The sequence below is a fragment of the Microbacterium wangchenii genome (genome assembly GCF_004564355.1).
In the GTDB taxonomy this organism is placed as follows: domain Bacteria; phylum Actinomycetota; class Actinomycetes; order Actinomycetales; family Microbacteriaceae; genus Microbacterium; species Microbacterium wangchenii.
This window is the reverse complement of the sequence record NZ_CP038266.1, coordinates 51,096-67,988: the sequence shown is the minus strand read 5'-3', so window position 1 is coordinate 67,988 and position 16,893 is coordinate 51,096. Positions and strand designations below refer to the sequence as shown.

Sequence of the window (16,893 nt, the reverse complement as noted above, 5' to 3'; positions counted from 1 at the left end):
CCCACATCCTAAAACGCGCCGCCCCGCGCCCCCGCCCCGCACTCTCCCGCGCGAAACACCACATCCCGGCTGAGACACCGAGCGACGCCGGGTGTCTCAGACGTTTTCGCGTGTTTCGCGGGCGGGCTTGACAACGGGGAGAGGGAGGCGCCATGGTTAGTTACTTAAGTAATGAACCAGAGAAGGAGGCGCGTGTGATCGATGAAGGCAAGGCCCTCTTCCTGCAGATCGCGGAGAACGTCGAGGACGCGATCATCGACGGCACTCTCCTCGAGGAGACCCAGGCGCCGTCGACGAACGAGCTCGCCGCTTTTTACCGCATCAATCCGGCCACCGCTGCAAAAGGAGTCAACATGCTCGCCGACAAGGGCGTGCTCTACAAGCGACGCGGCATCGGGATGTTCGTCGCGCCGGGCGCGCGCGAACTCCTTCTCACCGAGCGCCGCACGTCGTTCGCGGATCGCTTCGTCGATCCGCTGATCGCCGAGGCCCGCAAGCTCGGGCTCGGCCCCGAAGACCTCGCCGCGCTCATCCGCGACCGGGCCGCGCACGACACCGACACCACCGAGACCACCACTGAAAGGACCGCCTCATGACCGCCGTGATCGAGGTGAAGAACCTCACCAAGCGTTACCGCGACACCCTCGCCGTCGACGACGTGAGCTTCTCGATCGAGAAGGACAAGATCTACGGATTGCTCGGGCGCAACGGCGCGGGCAAGACCACCGTCATGTCCATCCTCACCGCGCAGAACTTCGCCACCTCCGGCGATGTGCGGGTCCTGGGTGAGAGCCCCTACGAGAACGCCCGCGTGCTCTCGCGCATGTGCTTCGTGCGGGAGAGCCAGAAGTACCCCGACGACGCGGTGCCGCTGCACGCGTTCCGCATCGCGCGGCTGTTCTTCCCGAACTGGGACCAGGAGCTCGCCGAACGTCTCATCGACGACTTCCAGCTGCCCCTGAAGACGCGCATCAAGAAGCTCTCCCGTGGGCAGCTCTCCGCCGTGGGCGTCATCATCGGCCTCGCCGCGCGGGCCGAGGTGACGTTCTTCGATGAGCCGTACCTGGGCCTGGACGCCGTCGCGCGCCAGATCTTCTACGACCGGCTGCTCGAGGATTACACGGAGCACCCCCGCACCGTGATCCTCTCCAGCCACCTGATCGACGAGGTCTCCAACCTCATCGAGAAGGTGCTCGTGATCGACCGCGGACGCATCGTCATGGATGAGAGCACGGATGCGGTGCGCGATCGTGCCGCGAACATCGTGGGCGACGCGGCCGCTGTGGATGCCTTCGTCGCCGGGCGCGAAGTGCTGCACCGCGAAAGCCTGGGCCGCGTGGCGAGCGTCACGGTGCTCGGCGCGCTCACCTCCGCGGACCGCGCGCAGCTGGCCGCCGCCGGACTCGACGTCACGCCGGTGTCGCTGCAGCAGCTCATCGTCCGCATCACCCAGAAGCACACAGGCGCGGATGCGGCAGCATCCACGACCCGGGAAGGAGTCCTGAAATGAACCGCACGCTGCCCGTCATCCGCATGCAGCTGGTGAACCGCCAGACCTTCGTGTGGCTGCCGCTGATCATCCTCGGCTCGGCATTCCTCATCACCCTCGCCATCTACGCGATCATCCACAACGCCACGGGCGGGACCGACGGCATGTACGGCGGCGGCGCGCAGGCACCGCTGTGGTACTTCATGATCGTCGGCGTGTACGCGCTCACCCTGAGCTTCCCGTTCTCGCTCGCCATGAGCGTGACACGCCGGGAGTTCTACCTCGGGACCCTCCTGACCGCCGCGATGACGTCGCTGATCATGGCGCTCGTGTTCGTCATCGGCGGCATGATCGAGACCGTAACGGGCGGCTGGGGCATGCGGGGATACTTCTTCCGCCTGGACTGGCTGTGGGAGGCCGGGGACGTCGTGGCCGGCCTGTTCTACTTCGTCATCGCGATGCTCTTCTTCGTCATCGGATTCTGGGGCGCGACGCTCTACAAGCGCTTCGGGCCGATGGGTCTGACGATCGCTCTGGTCGGAGTGGCCGTCGTGCTGCTGGGGCTCATCTGGCTCATCACGGCCACCGCCTCGTGGGTCGCGGTGTGGGAGACGGTCGTGGGCGCAGGGCCGCTCGGGCTCACGCTGTGGGCGGCGCTTCTGACCGCCATCCTCGCCGTCAGCGCGTTCCCGATGTTCCGCCGCCTGGTCGCCTGACCCCTCCACTCCCCGAGACCGACCGTTCCGGGTGAGACACCACGCATCGCGTCGTGTCTCACCCGGATCGTCGTGTGTGGGGAGTCAGCCGGATGCGGCGGCGGTGTGGTGGCGGATGACCTCGGCCACGACGAAGTTGAACCACTTCTCGGCGAACTCGGGATCCAGATCCGCCTCCGCCGCGAGCCGCTTGAGGCGCGCGATCTGCTGCTCCTCGCGCGCCGGGTCCGATGGCGGCATGCCGTACTGCGCCTTGAGCACCCCGACCTGCTTGGTCGCCTTGAAGCGCTCCGCGAGCAGGAAGATCAGCGCGGCGTCGATGTTGTCGATGCTGCCCCGCAGCCCGGCGAGCACCTCGCGCGGATCGACGGCGGCCACAGGGGAATCGGTCATGGCGTCCTCCGCCTCCGACGATACCGGGTGCCGGCGTCGCGGCCCGCGGCACTGGGGGCGGGGTGGGTCGCGGCCTAGAGTGTGAGCCATGACGGACGCGACGGATGCCGCGGCCCCGCCCCCTGCGGAGCTTCCCCCCGCGGCAGGCCCGCCGCCCGCCCGCCCCGATGCCGGCCGCCTGTGGGCGAGCCTTGCCAGCCCGTTCTCCGCCGGCTTCTTCCTCACCCTCGGAGGGTTGGTGGCGCTGGTCCTGGGACTGGCCGCCTCCCACCTGTCCACCGTGGCGATCTACGTGGTCTTCGCCCTCTTCGCCGCGCTGGGGCTGGATCCGCTGGTGCGCTTCTTGGAGCGCCGCGGTCTGGCACGGGCGTGGTCGATCGTCATCGTCTTCGCGGGTTTCGCGGTCGTGCTCGTCGGCGTGCTGGCTCTGATCATCCCGACGGTCGTGCGTCAGGTCACGCAGTTCGCCAAGCAGGCGCCCGCTCTCGTGAAGGAATTCACGGACAGCGACCTCTACGCGTGGCTGGAGAGCACGTTCGGGGAGAGCGTGAACGATCTGCTCGGTGAGCTGGAGAAGTTCGCCACGAACCCCGCGAACATCGCCGCCATCGGCGGGGGCGTGCTGCAGGTGGGCGTGTCGATCGCCACGGCGATCTCCGGCGCGATCATCGTCCTGGTGCTGAGCCTGTACTTCCTGGCCTCCCTCCCGGCGATCAAGACCTCGTTCGTGCGTCTCGTGCCCGCCCGCAATCGCACCCGGGTCGCGGACATGACCGAGCAGATCACCGATTCCATCGGCGGGTACCTCATGGGAATGGTGATCCTCGCCTTGTGCAACTCCGTCTTCGCCTTCCTCCTCTACCTCCTGCTCGGGCTGCCCTTCCCGGCGCTCATGGCGGTCGTCGCGTTCTGCCTGACCCTCATCCCGCTCGTGGGGTCGGTGCTCTTCTGGATCATCGGCACCGTTCTTGCGCTGTTCAGCAATCCGATCGCGGCTCTCGTCTTCGCGATCGTCTACCTCATCTACATGCAGATCGAGGCATACATCCTGACGCCACGCGTCATGAACCGCGCGATCTCGGTTCCGGGAGCCCTCGTCGTCATCGGAGCGCTCGTGGGCGGCACGCTGCTCGGGCTCCTCGGCGCGCTCGTCGCCATCCCGGTGACCGCGTCCATCCTGCTCATCGTCAAGCAGGTGATCATCCCGCGCCAGGACGCCAAGACCTGACGCGCCCTGTGTCAGCGCGTGGGCAGAAGACAGGTCGGCGCGGGAGCAGGAGTGCGGTACCGCACTCCGCCGGGGATCCCGGTGCGCAGATCCAGCGACAGCGACACGACCTCGTCCGAGGCCTGGCCGGCCACGAGGAGCGTGTCGCGCACGACGACGTGGTGCCGCGGACGCCGCACGCCCGCCTCGACGAGCGCCACCGGTTCGACGGCCTCTCCCCCGCCGCGCACTCGCAGCACGCCCAGCGTGTCGCTGCCGCGGATGCCGGCGTAGAGGAACTGCCCGTCGCGGGATGCCGCGAGCTCGGCTCCCGTGTCGCCCTCGAGCGCGCCGACCGCCGCCGGCGCGCCGCCGCGGACGTGCCACGCGCCGTCCGCGTCGGGGGAGAGCACGAACACCTCGTGCGTGTACTCGGTCAGCACATACAGGTGCCCGCTCGGGTGCCACACCATGTGGCGCGGACCGCAGCCTTCGGGCAGAGCGATCTGCTCCCCACGGCGCAGCCCCGCGCCCGCGGCGTGCCACACCCGCACGAGGTCGAAGCCGAGGTCGGTGGTGACGACGGTGCCGCCGGGGAGGAACAGCGCCTCGTGCGCGCGGGACACGCGGGGCGATTCCCCGGGCTCCGGTTCCGGCCCCGCCGGCTCGGCGTCAGCGTCGGAACCGTACCCGGGCACGAGGTCGGCGTACTCGGCCCCGGCCGCCGCTCGCAGAGCCCGCGCCGCCGCGGCGAGGCCCGGGTCCACCGCATCCGCTGCCGGCGACCCCGACCCGTACGGGTCGGCCGCCGCCGGCGCGACGCGGGCGTCGCCGAGCGCGCCGTCGGCGCCCAGCGGCACCCGCACGACGCGGCCATCACCCCAGCAGCTGACCAGGAGGAATGCGCCGTTCGGCTCGACGGCGACATGGCAGGCCGCCACTCCCGCGGGAACGGGTGCACCCATCGGCGCCAGGCGGTCTTCGGACACGCGGCGGAAGGCCTGCACGGCGCCCTCCCCCTCGAGGGCGGCATAGACGACGTCGAGGGTCGGATGCGCCGTCACCCACGACGGCGACGGGGCGGGCGCGGCGGTGCCGGTGTAGGCGAGCGGCCCGCCGGCCAGGGCGCCGTCGGGCTCACCGGCCACCAGCATCCCGATGCCCTCGGCGGGCGCGCCGTTGTGGTCCTCGCCGTAGCCGCCGACCCAGAACCGCATCAGTCGACGAGGTCGTGCCGCACGATGACCGCGTCGCGCGCGGCGCCGACCCCGATGACGGAGATCCGCGTGCCGCTCATCGCCTCCAGCGCGAGCACGTAGTCCTGCGCTTCCCGCGGAAGCTCGTCGAACGTGCGCGCACCGGAGATGTCGTCCTTCCACCCCGGGAAGTATTCGTAGATGGGCGTCGCGTGGTGGAAGTCGGTCTGGTTCACCGGCATCTCGTCGAACCGTTCGCCGTCGATCTCGTAGGCCACGCACACGGGGATGCGGTCCAGGCCCGTGAGGATGTCGAGCTTGGTGAGCACGAGGTCGGTGATGCCGTTGATGCGGGTGGCGTAGCGGGTGATGGGAGCGTCGTACCAGCCGACCCGGCGGGGGCGTCCGGTGGTCGTGCCGAACTCGAAGCCGCGCGAGCGCAGCCACTCCCCCTGCTCGTCGAACAGTTCGGTGGGGAACGGTCCCGACCCCACGCGCGTCGTGTACGCCTTCACGATCCCCACGATCCGATCCAGGCGGTTGGGCCCCACGCCGGCGCCGGTGGCCGCGCCGCCGGCCGTCGCCGAGGACGACGTGACGAACGGGTAGGTGCCGTGGTCGACGTCGAGCATCGTGGCCTGGCCGCCCTCGAACACCACGACGTCGCCGCGGTCGAGGGCGTCGTTGAGCAGCAGCGAGGTGTCCGACACCATGGGCCGGAGGCGCTCGGCGTACGACAGCAGGTCGTCGACGATCTCATCCACCGAGATCGAGCGGCGGTTGAACACCTTCACCAGCAGGTGGTTCTTCTGATCCAGCGCGCCTTCCACCTTCTGGCGCAGGATGTTCTCGTCGAACAGGTCCTGGATGCGGATGCCGACGCGGTTGATCTTGTCGGCGTACGCCGGTCCGATGCCGCGACCGGTCGTGCCGATCTGCCGCTTGCCCAGGAAGCGCTCGGTGACCTTGTCGAGCGTGCGGTGGTACTGCGTGATGACGTGCGCGTTGGCGCTCACGCGCAGGCGGGACGTGTCCACGCCCCGCGCGTTCAGCGCCTCGAGCTCGTTGAACAGCACCTCCAGGTCGACCACGACGCCGTTGCCGATGACGGGGATGACCCCGGGCGAGAGGATGCCGGAGGGCAGCAGGTGCAGCGCATACTTCTCATCGCCGATCACGACGGTGTGGCCGGCGTTGTTGCCGCCGTTGAACTTCACGACCCAGTCGGTGCGTTCGCCGAGGAGATCGGTGGCCTTGCCTTTGCCCTCGTCCCCCCACTGGACTCCGACGATCACGATTGCGGGCATGGACGCTCCTCGCGTGGATTCGGGCGGTACATCTCATCCTATCGAGGCCCGCCCCCCGGCCGCCGCCGTGCCGCGGGTTAGGGTGAGCGCATGCAGCCGCCACCCCGTGCGCACACGGCGTGGATGATCGCCCGTCTCGTCGCCGGCGCGGTCGTGACCGCCGCCGTGACCGCGCAGGGCATCTCCACGGTCAGCGCCGGCGCTGCCGCCGGGTACCACCTCGCGACGACCACCGCGAACTTCTTCAGCTACTTCACGATCCTCTCCAACGCCGCCACCGCGATCGTGCTCGCCTGGGCGGGGCTGTCGCGGGTGCCGCGGCGGCGGCGGGATGCGGTCGACCCGCCGGCGCTGGCGGCGTGCCTGGTGTGGGTGACGACGTACATGCTCATCACGTGCGTCGTCTACAACCTGCTGCTGCGGGCCGTGTCGATCGGGCCCGACACGGTCGGATGGGCGAACGAGGTCATGCACGTGTGGGCGCCGCTGTACTTGATGGTGGACCTCATCTTCGGCACCGGGCACCGCCGCGTGCGCTGGCGGGTCGCGGTGGCGGCCGTGCTGTTCCCCATCGCGTGGATCGCGTACACGCTCGTGCGCGCTCCGCTGGTCACGGCGCCGTCCTCCGGTGCGCCGTACTGGTACCCGTATCCGTTCCTGGACCCGTACGCCGGCACCGACGGATGGGGCGGGGTGGTCGGCTATCTCGTCGCGATCGCCGCCGGGATCATCGTGGTGGCCTTCGGCGTGGTCGCGGTGCTGCGGCTCCGCCTCCGGCCCCCGGCGGGCACCGCCCGGTCGCGGCCGCCCGTTTCGGTCGAGGGCGAGGGGCCCATACGCTGAGGACGTGCGCATCCGGATCCTCACCCTCGCCCTGGCCGCCTCGAGTCTGCTCGTCCTGTCGGGATGCGCCGGCTCCGGCGACGCGTCCTCCTCCCCCACGACTCCGCCGGCGTCCTCACCGGCCGCCGCAGACGGCTGCGGCTACGTCGCGGGCGGCGGGGCCGCGCGCGAGGTGACCCCTCCGCCGGCCGAGCCGACGGTCACCGGTGAACTGACGGCGGTGGTGGAGACCTCCGCCGGGGCGATCCCGATGACCCTCGACGCCGAGGGGGTGCCGTGCACCGTGGGCAGCTTCGTCTCGCTGGCCGAGCAGTCGTACTTCACCGACACCCCCTGCCACCGCCTCACCACATCCGGGATCTTCGTGCTGCAGTGCGGCGATCCCAGCGGCACCGGCCGCGGCGGCCCCGGTTACAGCTATCCCGACGAGCTGGACGGCACGGAGACCTATCCGGCGGGAACGGTCGCGATGGCCAACGCCGGGCCCGACACCAACGGATCCCAGTTCTTCCTCGTGTACGAGGACAGCGAGCTCCCGCCCTCCTACACCGTCTTCGGGCAGCTCGCCCCCGAGGGTCTCGAGGTCGTGCGCACCATCGCCGCCGCCGGAGCCGAGGGCGGCCAGCCCGACGGCGCGCCGGCCACACCCGTGACCATCACCGGCGTCACCGTCGGCTGACCGCTCCCGACGCGGCGGTCACCCCAGCGCGCGGGCGGATTCCCGCACGATGAGGTGGGTCGCGATGGGGGTGTCCTCGGTCAGGCTCTCGGGCTCCTCGACCGCCAGCAGCACCTTCTGCATCATGAGCTCCCCCAGAGCGCGGAAGTCCTGGCGCACCGTCGTCAACGGCGGCATGAGGTAGGGCGCCTCGGGCACGTCGTCGAACCCGACGACGCTGATGTCCTCGGGCACACTCAGTCCGCGGCCCCGCAGCGCCGACAGCAGGCCGATCGCCATGTGGTCGTTCCCCACGAACACGGCCGTGCCCGATCCGAGGTCGAGCTCCCGCCCCAGCTCGTAGCCGCTCGCGGCCGACCAGTCCCCGTTGCGCGGCTCCTCGGCCACGAGGCGCCGCGCGGCCAGCTCGTCGCGCCATCCGCGGACGCGTTCCAGGGCATCGGGGTTCCGCGGCGGGCCGGCGACGTGCAGGATGCGGCTGTGCCCGAGCTCGGCGAGATGCCGCACCGCCGACCGGGCGCCGCGGTACTGGTCGATGGAGACCAGGTGCGGATGCCGGCGCTGCGTCGCGGCGGCGGCGACCAGAGGAACGCTGAGGTCGAGACCGCGCACCACCTCGAGAACCCCGACGTCCGTCACGACGAGCACGATCGCGTCCACGCGCTGACGCAGGAGGGTCTCGACCGCCGAGCGCACGCTGGCCGGATCGGGATCGGGTGAGGTGACCGTGTCGACGGAGTACCGTTCGGCACGGGCCGCGACGGTGAAGTGCATCGCGATCGACGTCGGCCCGAAGTCGGCGCTTCCCGGGGTGACCAGCCCGATCGTGCGGGTGCGCCGCGTGACGAGCGCCCGCGCCGCCGGCGAAGGGCTGTATCGCAGCTGGGTGATGGCCTGCTCCACGCGCGCACGTGTCGCGGGGCGGACGTTGGGAAGGTCGTTGAGCACACGGGACACGGTCTGGTGCGATACGCCCGCCAGCCGCGCGACGTCGAAGATGTTGGCGGATTTCGCGCCGCGCTCATCGCTCACGGGGTGTCCTCGGGGCGCGCCACGCGCGCGAGCAGCGAATCCACGGTGAGCGCCTCGGCGGGCAGGATGTCGGCGACCCGGCCCGCGCGCAGCACCGCGACCCGGGAGGACACGCGCAGGACCTCCTCCAGCTCGGCGGAGATGAACAGCACCGACAGGCCGTTGTCGGCGAGGTCGGCCACGAGACGCTGGATCTCGATCTTCGCGCCCACGTCGATGCCCCGCGTCGGCTCGTCCAGGACGAGCGCCCGCGGCGACAGGGCGAGGAGGCGCGCCAGCAGCACCTTCTGCTGATTGCCGCCGGAGAGCGTGCGGGCGGGGCGATCGGGATCGGCGGGACGGATGTCCAGCGCCTCGATCCAGCTGGCCGCGAGTTCGCGCCGCCGTGGGCGCCCCAGCAGCTGGAACACGCCGCGCTCGGCCTGGAGGGCGAGGGTGATGTTGTCCTCCACGCTGAGGTCGCCGATGATCCCCTCGGTGCGCCGGTTCTCGGAGGAGTACACGATGCCGAGCCCGATGGCCTGCCGCGGCGAGCCGAGCACGGTCGGCACGCCCGCGACGCGGATGCTGCCGGCATCCGGCCGGTCGATGCCGGTGAGCACGCGCGCCAGTTCGGTGCGCCCCGACCCGAGCAGCCCCGCCAGGCCCAGCACCTCGCCCTCCGCCATCGCCAGGGAGGCGTCGGTGACCGCCGTCCCGACCGTGATGCCGGTACCGCTGACGTACGCCGCCGCGTCCGCCGGGGCCGGCTCGACCGCCTGGCGCACCTGAAGCTCCTCGCTCGTGCGACCGAGCATCTTCTCCACCAGATCGATGCGCAGAAGCTCGTCCGGGACGTACTCGCCGATGAGCCGCCCTCCCCGCAGCACCGTGATGCGGTCGCAGATCTCGTACACCTGGTCGAGGAAGTGCGACACGAACAGGATCGCGACCCCTCGCTGCTGCAGTTCGCGCATGACGCGGAACAGCTCCGCCACCTCGTCGAGGTCGAGGCTCGACGTGGGCTCGTCGAGGATCAGCACGCGCACGTCGACCGAGATCGCCCGCGCGATGGCGACGAGCTGCTGCACGGCGAGCGAGTGGCGCACGAGGGTGCTGCGCGGGTCGATGTCGAGCCCGAGCTCGGCGAGCACCTCCGCTGCCCGCGTGTTCAGCCGGCGCCAGTCGATCGCACCGAAGCGGCGCGGTTCGCGGCCGAGGAGGATGTTCTCCGCCACGGTGAGATTCGGCAGGAGATCGATCTCCTGGTAGACCGCGCTGATGCCGGCGGCGAGCGCGTCCGCCGGCTTGCGCAGGCGCACGGGCTCTCCCCCGACGCGCACGACCCCCTCGTCCAGCCGCAGCGCGCCCGTGATGGCCTTGATGAGCGTGGACTTGCCGGCGCCGTTCTCCCCCATGAGCGAGTGCACCTCGCCGGGGAAGAGGCGGAAGTCCACCGCATCCAGCACCGTCTCCGCACCGAACCGGACGGTCGCGCCGGTGACCTCGACCACCGGCGCGACCGTCGTCGGGCGCGAATCCATAGGCTCCATCATGCCGGTGCGGGGCGCGGCATCCCGTTCACGAACGCTGGGTCGCCGATCGCGCCACGATGACGCGCTGCACGACGACGAAGATCAGGAGCAGGCCGCCGATCGTGATGCGCGTCCAGGCCTGCTCCGCGCCGAGGAAGGAGATGACGGTCTTGATCGTGCCGTACACGAAGACGCCGATCATCGACCCCAGCACGTAACCGCTTCCCCCGGTCAGCAGCGTCCCGCCGATCACGACCGCGGCGATCGTGTCCAGTTCGGTGCCGATGCCGTTCAGGGGGTAAGACGCCCCGGTGTACGCGGTGAAGACGACGCCCGCCAGACCGGCGCACACACCGCTGATGACGTAGGCGAGCAGCTTCGTGCGCACGACCGGGAGACCCATGAGGCGCGCGGACTGCTCATTGCCGCCGATGGCGTAGATCGTGCGGCCGAAGCGCGTGAACTGCAGGACGAGGATGCCGACGAGCACCACCAGCAGCGCGAGGATCCCGGTGGGCGTGAGATAGAAGCTCCCCGGCGCCCCCTGAATGCGCGCGGACTGCAGCCACAGGATCGCAGGGTCCTCCACCTTGATCGAGGACAGGCTCACCATGAACGCCAGCCCCCGCGCGGCGAACATCGCGGCGAGCGAGGCGATGAACGGCTGCACACCGAAGTACTGCACCATCACGCCCACGGCCAGCCCCATCCCCGCCCCCAGCAGGAGCATGACGGGGACGACCACGGCGGTGGGCAGCCCCTGGCTCAGCAGGCTCGCCCCCAGCATCCCGGTGAAGGCCATCACGGCGCCCACCGACAGGTCGATTCCGCCCGTGAGGATGACGAAGGTCATCCCCACCGCCAGGATCAGCAGGTAGGCGTTGTCCAGCAGGAGCGCGGACAGGACGCGGGGGGTGACGAACGTGCCGAAGTACGCCTGCGCGCCTCCCATCATCGCGATGAGGATCACGAGGGCACCGAAGACGGGGACCCACGAGGCGTGCCGGCTGCGGAACCGCTGCACGGCGGTGGTGACGGCTCCGCGGCGCTCGGTGCCGGATGCGGTCAGGGTGGTCACGAGGCGGCTCCCATCTTGGTCGCGGGCGCGCGGCGGGCCGATGCCGCCAGCCGGGCGAGGCCACCGCGGGTGCGGGGCGACTGCACGAGCACCACGATGATCACGACGATCGCGAGGAACAGCGGACTGATCGCGGGCGGGACGCCGAGGAAGGTGATCGTCGACTTCAGCGTCTGGATGGTGAAGACCCCGACAACGGTGCCGGCGATCGTGAACTTGCCGCCCATGAGGCTCGTGCCGCCCAGCACGACGGCGAGGATGGCGTCCAGCTCGATGTACAGACCGGCGGCGTTGGCGTCGGCGGCCATGATGTTCGAGGAGTACAGGATGCCGGCCAGCCCCGCCAGGACGCCGCTGGCGGCGTACGCGCCCCAGATGATTCCGCGCGACCGCACGCCCGCGAGACGGCTGGCCTCGGGGTTGATGCCCACCGCCTCGGTGAGCACCCCCAGCGCGGTCCGCCGTTCCAGCAGCGCGACGACGGCGATGGCGAGCACCGAGACGTAGAACGCGAAGGGCAGCCCGAACAGGTAGCCCTGCGCCATGAACCGGTACGGGTCGCTGTTGATCGTCGTGATGAAGCCGCCGGTGATCAGCAGCGCCACGCCTCGGCCGGCGAGCATGAGGACGAGCGTGGCGATGATCGGCTGGACGCCGACCACCGACACGAGGAAGCCGTTCCACAGCCCGAGCACGAGGGAGACGAGCACGCCCAGGGCGATCGCGGTGAGCACCGTCGCCGGGGATCCCGGGTTGGGCGCGGAGGAGATGAAGGTCAAGGCGACCGCCCCCGACACCGCCATGATCGCGCCGACCGAGAGGTCGATCCCGCGCGTGGCGATGACGAGCGTCATCCCCAGCGCCACCAGCATGAGCGGCGCGCTGTTGCGCAGGATGTCGATGAGCGGACCGTAGAGCTGCCCGTTCTGCACCGTGATGCCGATGAAGGACGGCCGCGCGATAGTGTTCACCACGATCAGGACGGCCAGGGCCGCCACCGGCCATACCAGGCGGTGTCGGAACACACCCGTCAGAGTCGATGTCATGCCGCTGTCTCCGGGCTCTGGCGAGACGGCTCCGTCTCGCGGGATTCGTCGGCGATGACGGCGACGAGATCGTCGACGTCGACCTCCGTGGCGTCCAGTTCGCCGATCTTACGACGGTCGCGCATCACGACGATGCGCTGCGCGATCCGGATGACCTCCTCCAGCTCGGAGGAGATGAACACGACGGCCAGTCCCTCGGCCGACAGCTCGGCGACCTTCTTCTGGATGTCGGCCTTGGCGCCCACGTCGATACCGCGCGTGGGCTCGTCCAGGATGATCAGCTGGGGGGCGGTGGCCAGCCACCGCGCGAGCAGCACCTTCTGCTGGTTCCCGCCGGAGAGGTTGCGCACGAGCGCGTGCGGATCGGCCGGGCGCACTCCCAGCGCCGCGATGTACTCGGAGACGATCGCGTCCTGCTCGGCCCTGCCCATCCTGCGCAGTGCGCCGCGCTTGGCCTGGATGCCCAGGATGACGTTCTCGGCGACGGTGAGATCGGAGATGATGCCCTCGGCCCGCCGATCCTCCGACGAGAACGCGATGCGCCGGTCGATCGCATGCCGCGGCGTCGTGATGCGTGCGGGCAGGCCGCGGACGATGTGCCGGCCGGTGTCCGCGCGGTCGGCACCGTACAGCAGCCGCGCCAGCTCGGTGCGTCCCGAGCCCAGCAGACCCGCGATCCCGACCACTTCGCCGTCGAAGACCTCGACGTCGACGGGCTCGAGGACGCTCTTGCGGCCCACCCCCACCGCGGAGAGCACCGGCACCGCCGAGCGGTCGATCTCCCGCTCCGCCGTGCGGGAGAGCGCCTCGAGCTCATCGAGCTCGCGGCCGATCATCTTCGCGATGAGCTCACCGCGGGGGAGCTCATCGATCAGGTACTCCCCCACGAAGCGCCCATTGCGCAGCACAGTGAGCCGATCGGAGATCTCGTAGACCTGGTCGAGGAAGTGCGTGACGAACAGGATCGCGACCCCGCGGTCGCGAAGGTCGCGCACGACGGCGAAGAGCTGCTCGACTTCGCTGCGGTCCAGGCTCGAGGTGGGTTCGTCGAGCACGAGCACCGACGCATCCGACACCATCGCCCGGCTGATCGCGACCAGCTGCTGGACGGCGATCGAGTGCGTCCCCAGCGTCGAGCGGGTGTCGATGCCCAGGCCGAGGTTGGCGAGGTGGCGCGCTGCCTCCCGGTGGGTCGCCCGCCAATCGATCGCCCCCGCGCGGCGCACCTCGTGGCCGAGCATGACGTTCTCGCCCACGGAGAGGTTGGTGCAGAGGTTGACCTCCTGGTAGACGGTGGAGATCCCCGCCGCCTCGGCGTCTGCCGTGGTGCGGAACACGCGTGCCGCACCACCGATCGTGATCGTGCCGGCGGCGACCGGATACACCCCCGTGAGTGCCTTGATGAGGGTGGACTTGCCGGCGCCGTTCTCGCCCATGAGGGTGTGCACCTCACCGGCGCGAAGCGTGAGGTCCACCCCGTCCAGTGCCTTCACCCCGGGGAACTCGACGGTGATGCCGCGCAGCTCGGCGACGGGTGCGGCGGAGATGTCCCGGTGCTTCCGGGGGCGGACGACGGTGTCGTCGGTCATGCGGGCCTCCTTCCGAGGCGGACCGCCGGGCACCGGGATTCCCGGTCCCGGCGGCCGGGTGTCGGATGCGACGGACTCAGTAGGGACGCGAGTCCAGGACCTCTTTCGCCTGCTCCTGCGTGAAGGACTGGTCCTCGACGATGGTCGCCTTCTCGACCTCCTCGCCGGCGAGCACCTTCTTGACCAGCTCGGCGGCCTGCTCGCCGAGGAGCGGGTTGCACTCCACGATGAAGTTGAACTCGCCGTTGGCCAGTGCGGTCATCCCGTCCTTGACGGCGTCGATCGTGACGATCTGGATGTCCGTGCCGGGGACGAGGCCCGCGGCCTTGATCGCGTCGAGCGCACCCAGGCCCATGTCGTCGTTGTGCGCGAACAGCACGTCGATGTCCGAACCGTACTTCTGCAGGTAGCCCTCCATGACCTTCTTGCCGCCGTCGCGGGTGAAGTCACCGGTCTGCGAGTCCATCACGGTGATGTCGGTGCCCTCGATCGCCGCGTTGAAGCCGGTGGCCCGATCCAGCGCCGCCGACGATCCGGTGGTGCCCTCCAGGACGACCAGGTTCGCGCCCTTGCCGTCGAAGTTCTCCTTCACCCATTCGCCGGCGGTCTTCCCCTCCTGCTCGAAGTCCAGGCCGACCCACGACGCGTACAGATCCTCGCTCGCGCTGACCGTACGGTCCTCCAGGATGACCGGGATCCCGGCGTCCTTGGCCTCGGTGAGCACGTCGTCCCAGCCATCGACCGTGATGGGGGCGATCACGATCGCGTCCACGCCCTGGTTGATGAAGTTGCGGACGGCTGCGATCTGCGCCTCCTGCTTGTTGTCGGCCGCGTTGAACTTCAGATCGAAGCCGTTCTCGGACGAGAAGGCCTCCTTCATCGATTCGGTGTTCGCGGCCCGCCAGCCCGACTCCGAGCCGGTCTGTGCGAAGCCGACCGTGATGACGTCGCCCCCGCCGTCGCCTCCGCCCGCGTTGCCCGCGCATCCGGTCGCGGTCAAGAGGACCGCACTGAGCAGGGCTGCTGCCGCCAGGATCTTCTTCTTCATTCCCAAAACCTCCTCGTTCGGGTCCGGCTCGCAGCCGGGGCGCGGACGCCGCCATGGTGTCTGCTGGCTCGAATGTTAGCCTTCACATTTCGCTCTGCGCCAGCATGTGAGCGGTAACAATCGAGTAACGACCCCTGGCTGAGGGCCTTGCGGGTTGACCCCGCTCGTCCACATCCGCCCGGGATGTGAACCATCACAGCGGTGCTCGTCCCCCGGCAGGCGGAGGACATCGGGCGCGGTTCGTGGCGGAACAGGGCGGAAACTAGAATTGGGCTCATGTCCAAGGTTCTCCAGTCCCTCCCCGTCGGCGAGCGCGTCGGCATCGCCTTCTCGGGAGGGCTCGACACCTCCGTCGCGGTGGCCTGGATGCGCGACAAGGGCGCCGTGCCCTGCACCTACACCGGCGACCTCGGTCAGCCCGACGAGGACGACATCGCCGCCATCCCCGGCCGTGCGCTGCAGTACGGCGCCGAGGTCTCGCGCCTGGTGGACTGCAAGTCGGCGCTCGTCGAGGAGGGCTTCGTCGCCCTCGCCTGTGGCGCGTTCCACATCCGCTCCGGCGGGCGCACCTACTTCAACACCACGCCGCTGGGCCGCGCGGTGACCGGAACCCTGCTCGTGCGCGCCATGAAGGAGGACGGCGTCGACATCTGGGGCGACGGATCCACCTACAAGGGCAACGACATCGAGCGGTTCTACCGCTACGGCCTGCTGGCCAACCCGGCTCTGCGCATCTACAAGCCGTGGCTGGACGCCGACTTCGTCACCGAGCTCGGCGGACGCACCGAGATGAGCCAGTGGCTCGTCGAGCACGGCTTCCCCTACCGCGACAGCGTGGAGAAGGCGTACTCCACCGACGCCAACATCTGGGGCGCCACCCACGAGGCCAAGACCCTGGAGCACCTGGACGTGTCGCTCGAGACCGTCGAGCCGATCATGGGGGTGCGCTTCTGGGATCCCGCCGTCGAGATCGCCACCGAGGACGTGACGGTCACCTTCGACCGCGGGCGCCCCGTCGCGCTGAACGGCGTGGAGTACGCCGACCCGGTCGACCTGGTGTTCGAGGCGAACCGCATCGGCGGGCGTCACGGCCTGGGCATGAGCGACCAGATCGAGAACCGCATCATCGAGGCGAAGTCGCGCGGCATCTACGAGGCGCCCGGCATGGCGCTGCTGTTCATCGCCTACGAGCGCCTCGTCAACGCGATCCTCAACGAGGACTCCCTCGCCACCTATCACGAGCAGGGGCGGCGCCTGGGGCGCCTGATGTACGAGGGACGCTGGCTCGACCCGCAGTCGCTCATGCTGCGCGAATCCATCCAGAAGTGGGTCGGATCCACGATCACGGGCGAGGTCGCCCTGCGCCTGCGCCGCGGGGAGGACTACACGGTGCTGGACACCACGGCCCCCGTCATGTCGTACGGCCCCGACAAGCTGTCGATGGAGCGCGTCGGCGACGCCGCGTTCGGACCCACCGACCGCATCGGCCAGCTCACGATGCGCAACCTCGACATCGCCGACTCGCGCACGCGCCTGGAGCAGTACGCGGGGATGGGGCTCATCGGCGGTCCGACCGCCGAGCTGGTCGGCAGCGTCACGGCCGGCGAGGCCGACGAGATCATCGAGCCGGCCACCCCCCTGGACGCGGCCCGCGAGGCCCTCGCCGAGGCCACCGACGCGGCCGGCGAGGCCGCCGCGTTCGACTCCGGGACCGACTGACGCCTCCGCCGGCGCGTCCGCGCCGGCCACGATCGCT

16 protein-coding genes are annotated in these 16,893 nt (G+C 70.0%); 7 read left to right on the top strand and 9 right to left on the bottom strand.

Translation table 11 applies throughout. From position 1 onward, the window contains the following. Nucleotides 1-194 precede the first annotated feature (194 nt). From E4K62_RS00340 to E4K62_RS00330, 3 genes are read left to right on the top strand one after another with little or no spacing between them, the layout of a single operon-like run. Nucleotides 195-596, top strand: a complete 402-nt coding sequence (locus tag E4K62_RS00340; RefSeq protein WP_135062482.1) for a GntR family transcriptional regulator — start codon at nt 195-197, stop codon at nt 594-596. Next, nucleotides 593-1,510: an ABC transporter ATP-binding protein gene (locus E4K62_RS00335; RefSeq protein ID WP_135062480.1), complete on the top strand. Its 918-nt coding sequence runs from the start codon at nt 593-595 to the stop codon at nt 1,508-1,510. Before E4K62_RS00340 ends, E4K62_RS00335 begins: the two co-directional genes overlap by 4 nt. After that, nucleotides 1,507-2,205, top strand: coding sequence for a hypothetical protein (locus E4K62_RS00330; protein WP_135062478.1), 699 nt, complete (start codon nt 1,507-1,509; stop codon nt 2,203-2,205). The genes E4K62_RS00335 and E4K62_RS00330 overlap by 4 nt, the downstream gene beginning before the upstream one ends. Nucleotides 2,206-2,289: 84 nt before the next feature. Here the strand turns inward: E4K62_RS00330 and E4K62_RS00325 are convergent, their stop codons facing one another. Further along, complete coding sequence (locus E4K62_RS00325; RefSeq protein ID WP_135062476.1) at nt 2,290-2,598, bottom strand: chorismate mutase; 309 nt, start codon at nt 2,596-2,598, stop codon at nt 2,290-2,292. 88 nt (nt 2,599-2,686) lie between these two features. On the opposite strand from E4K62_RS00325, the gene E4K62_RS00320 reads away from it, so the two are divergent. Further along, entirely contained in the window at nt 2,687-3,826 is a 1,140-nt protein-coding gene (locus E4K62_RS00320; RefSeq protein WP_135062474.1) for an AI-2E family transporter, read from the top strand. An 11-nt stretch (nt 3,827-3,837) separates the two neighbouring features. Here the strand turns inward: E4K62_RS00320 and E4K62_RS00315 are convergent, their stop codons facing one another. Together E4K62_RS00315 and E4K62_RS00310 are read right to left on the bottom strand one after the other, a co-directional pair. Then, on the bottom strand, nt 3,838-5,022 hold the full coding sequence (locus E4K62_RS00315) for a lactonase family protein (RefSeq protein WP_135062472.1): 1,185 nt from the start codon (nt 5,020-5,022) through the stop codon (nt 3,838-3,840). Beyond that, nucleotides 5,022-6,308 carry an adenylosuccinate synthase gene (locus E4K62_RS00310; protein WP_135062470.1) on the bottom strand — a complete coding sequence of 429 codons (1,287 nt, stop codon included), beginning with the start codon at nt 6,306-6,308 and terminating at the stop codon, nt 5,022-5,024. Before E4K62_RS00310 ends, E4K62_RS00315 begins: the two co-directional genes overlap by 1 nt. A 90-nt stretch (nt 6,309-6,398) precedes the next feature. On the opposite strand from E4K62_RS00310, the gene E4K62_RS00305 reads away from it, so the two are divergent. After that, nucleotides 6,399-7,151, top strand: a complete 753-nt coding sequence (locus E4K62_RS00305; protein WP_240742760.1) for a Pr6Pr family membrane protein — start codon at nt 6,399-6,401, stop codon at nt 7,149-7,151. A 4-nt stretch (nt 7,152-7,155) separates the two neighbouring features. After that, nucleotides 7,156-7,830, top strand: a complete 675-nt coding sequence (locus E4K62_RS00300; protein WP_135062468.1) for a peptidylprolyl isomerase — start codon at nt 7,156-7,158, stop codon at nt 7,828-7,830. 18 nt (nt 7,831-7,848) lie between these two features. On the opposite strand, the gene E4K62_RS00295 is transcribed toward E4K62_RS00300, so the two are convergent. The 6 genes from E4K62_RS00295 to E4K62_RS00270 form a co-directional block, all read right to left on the bottom strand. Then, nucleotides 7,849-8,862, bottom strand: coding sequence for a LacI family DNA-binding transcriptional regulator (locus E4K62_RS00295; protein ID WP_135062466.1), 1,014 nt, complete (start codon nt 8,860-8,862; stop codon nt 7,849-7,851). After that, nucleotides 8,859-10,385, bottom strand: a complete 1,527-nt coding sequence (locus tag E4K62_RS00290) for a sugar ABC transporter ATP-binding protein (RefSeq protein ID WP_135062464.1) — start codon at nt 10,383-10,385, stop codon at nt 8,859-8,861. The genes E4K62_RS00295 and E4K62_RS00290 overlap by 4 nt, the downstream gene beginning before the upstream one ends. 37 nt (nt 10,386-10,422) lie before the next feature. Beyond that, entirely contained in the window at nt 10,423-11,454 is a 1,032-nt protein-coding gene (locus tag E4K62_RS00285; protein WP_205805846.1) for an ABC transporter permease subunit, read from the bottom strand. After that, complete coding sequence (locus E4K62_RS00280) at nt 11,451-12,500, bottom strand: ABC transporter permease (RefSeq protein ID WP_135062462.1); 1,050 nt, start codon at nt 12,498-12,500, stop codon at nt 11,451-11,453. Before E4K62_RS00280 ends, E4K62_RS00285 begins: the two co-directional genes overlap by 4 nt. Next, nucleotides 12,497-14,089, bottom strand: a complete 1,593-nt coding sequence (locus E4K62_RS00275) for a sugar ABC transporter ATP-binding protein (RefSeq protein ID WP_135062460.1) — start codon at nt 14,087-14,089, stop codon at nt 12,497-12,499. The genes E4K62_RS00280 and E4K62_RS00275 overlap by 4 nt, the downstream gene beginning before the upstream one ends. A 76-nt stretch (nt 14,090-14,165) precedes the next feature. Further along, entirely contained in the window at nt 14,166-15,137 is a 972-nt protein-coding gene (locus tag E4K62_RS00270; RefSeq protein WP_135062458.1) for an ABC transporter substrate-binding protein, read from the bottom strand. Between the two features lie 276 nt (nt 15,138-15,413). Between E4K62_RS00270 and argG the strand changes: the two genes are divergently transcribed. After that, on the top strand, nt 15,414-16,856 hold the full coding sequence (gene argG / locus E4K62_RS00265; RefSeq protein ID WP_135062457.1) for an argininosuccinate synthase: 1,443 nt from the start codon (nt 15,414-15,416) through the stop codon (nt 16,854-16,856). Nucleotides 16,857-16,893: the final 37 nt, after the last annotated feature.

Coding starts and splice junctions, on each gene's coding strand:
- E4K62_RS00280 (WP_135062462.1), bottom strand. CDS start 12,500: ATGACATCGACTCTGACGGGTGTGTTCCGACACCGCCTGGTATGGCCG.
- E4K62_RS00310 (WP_135062470.1), bottom strand. CDS start 6,308: ATGCCCGCAATCGTGATCGTCGGAGTCCAGTGGGGGGACGAGGGCAAA.
- E4K62_RS00330 (WP_135062478.1), top strand. CDS start 1,507: ATGAACCGCACGCTGCCCGTCATCCGCATGCAGCTGGTGAACCGCCAG.
- E4K62_RS00275 (WP_135062460.1), bottom strand. CDS start 14,089: ATGACCGACGACACCGTCGTCCGCCCCCGGAAGCACCGGGACATCTCC.
- E4K62_RS00320 (WP_135062474.1), top strand. CDS start 2,687: ATGACGGACGCGACGGATGCCGCGGCCCCGCCCCCTGCGGAGCTTCCC.
- argG (WP_135062457.1), top strand. CDS start 15,414: ATGTCCAAGGTTCTCCAGTCCCTCCCCGTCGGCGAGCGCGTCGGCATC.
- E4K62_RS00305 (WP_240742760.1), top strand. CDS start 6,399: ATGCAGCCGCCACCCCGTGCGCACACGGCGTGGATGATCGCCCGTCTC.
- E4K62_RS00270 (WP_135062458.1), bottom strand. CDS start 15,137: ATGAAGAAGAAGATCCTGGCGGCAGCAGCCCTGCTCAGTGCGGTCCTC.
- E4K62_RS00335 (WP_135062480.1), top strand. CDS start 593: ATGACCGCCGTGATCGAGGTGAAGAACCTCACCAAGCGTTACCGCGAC.
- E4K62_RS00290 (WP_135062464.1), bottom strand. CDS start 10,385: ATGGATTCGCGCCCGACGACGGTCGCGCCGGTGGTCGAGGTCACCGGC.
- E4K62_RS00325 (WP_135062476.1), bottom strand. CDS start 2,598: ATGACCGATTCCCCTGTGGCCGCCGTCGATCCGCGCGAGGTGCTCGCC.
- E4K62_RS00315 (WP_135062472.1), bottom strand. CDS start 5,022: ATGCGGTTCTGGGTCGGCGGCTACGGCGAGGACCACAACGGCGCGCCC.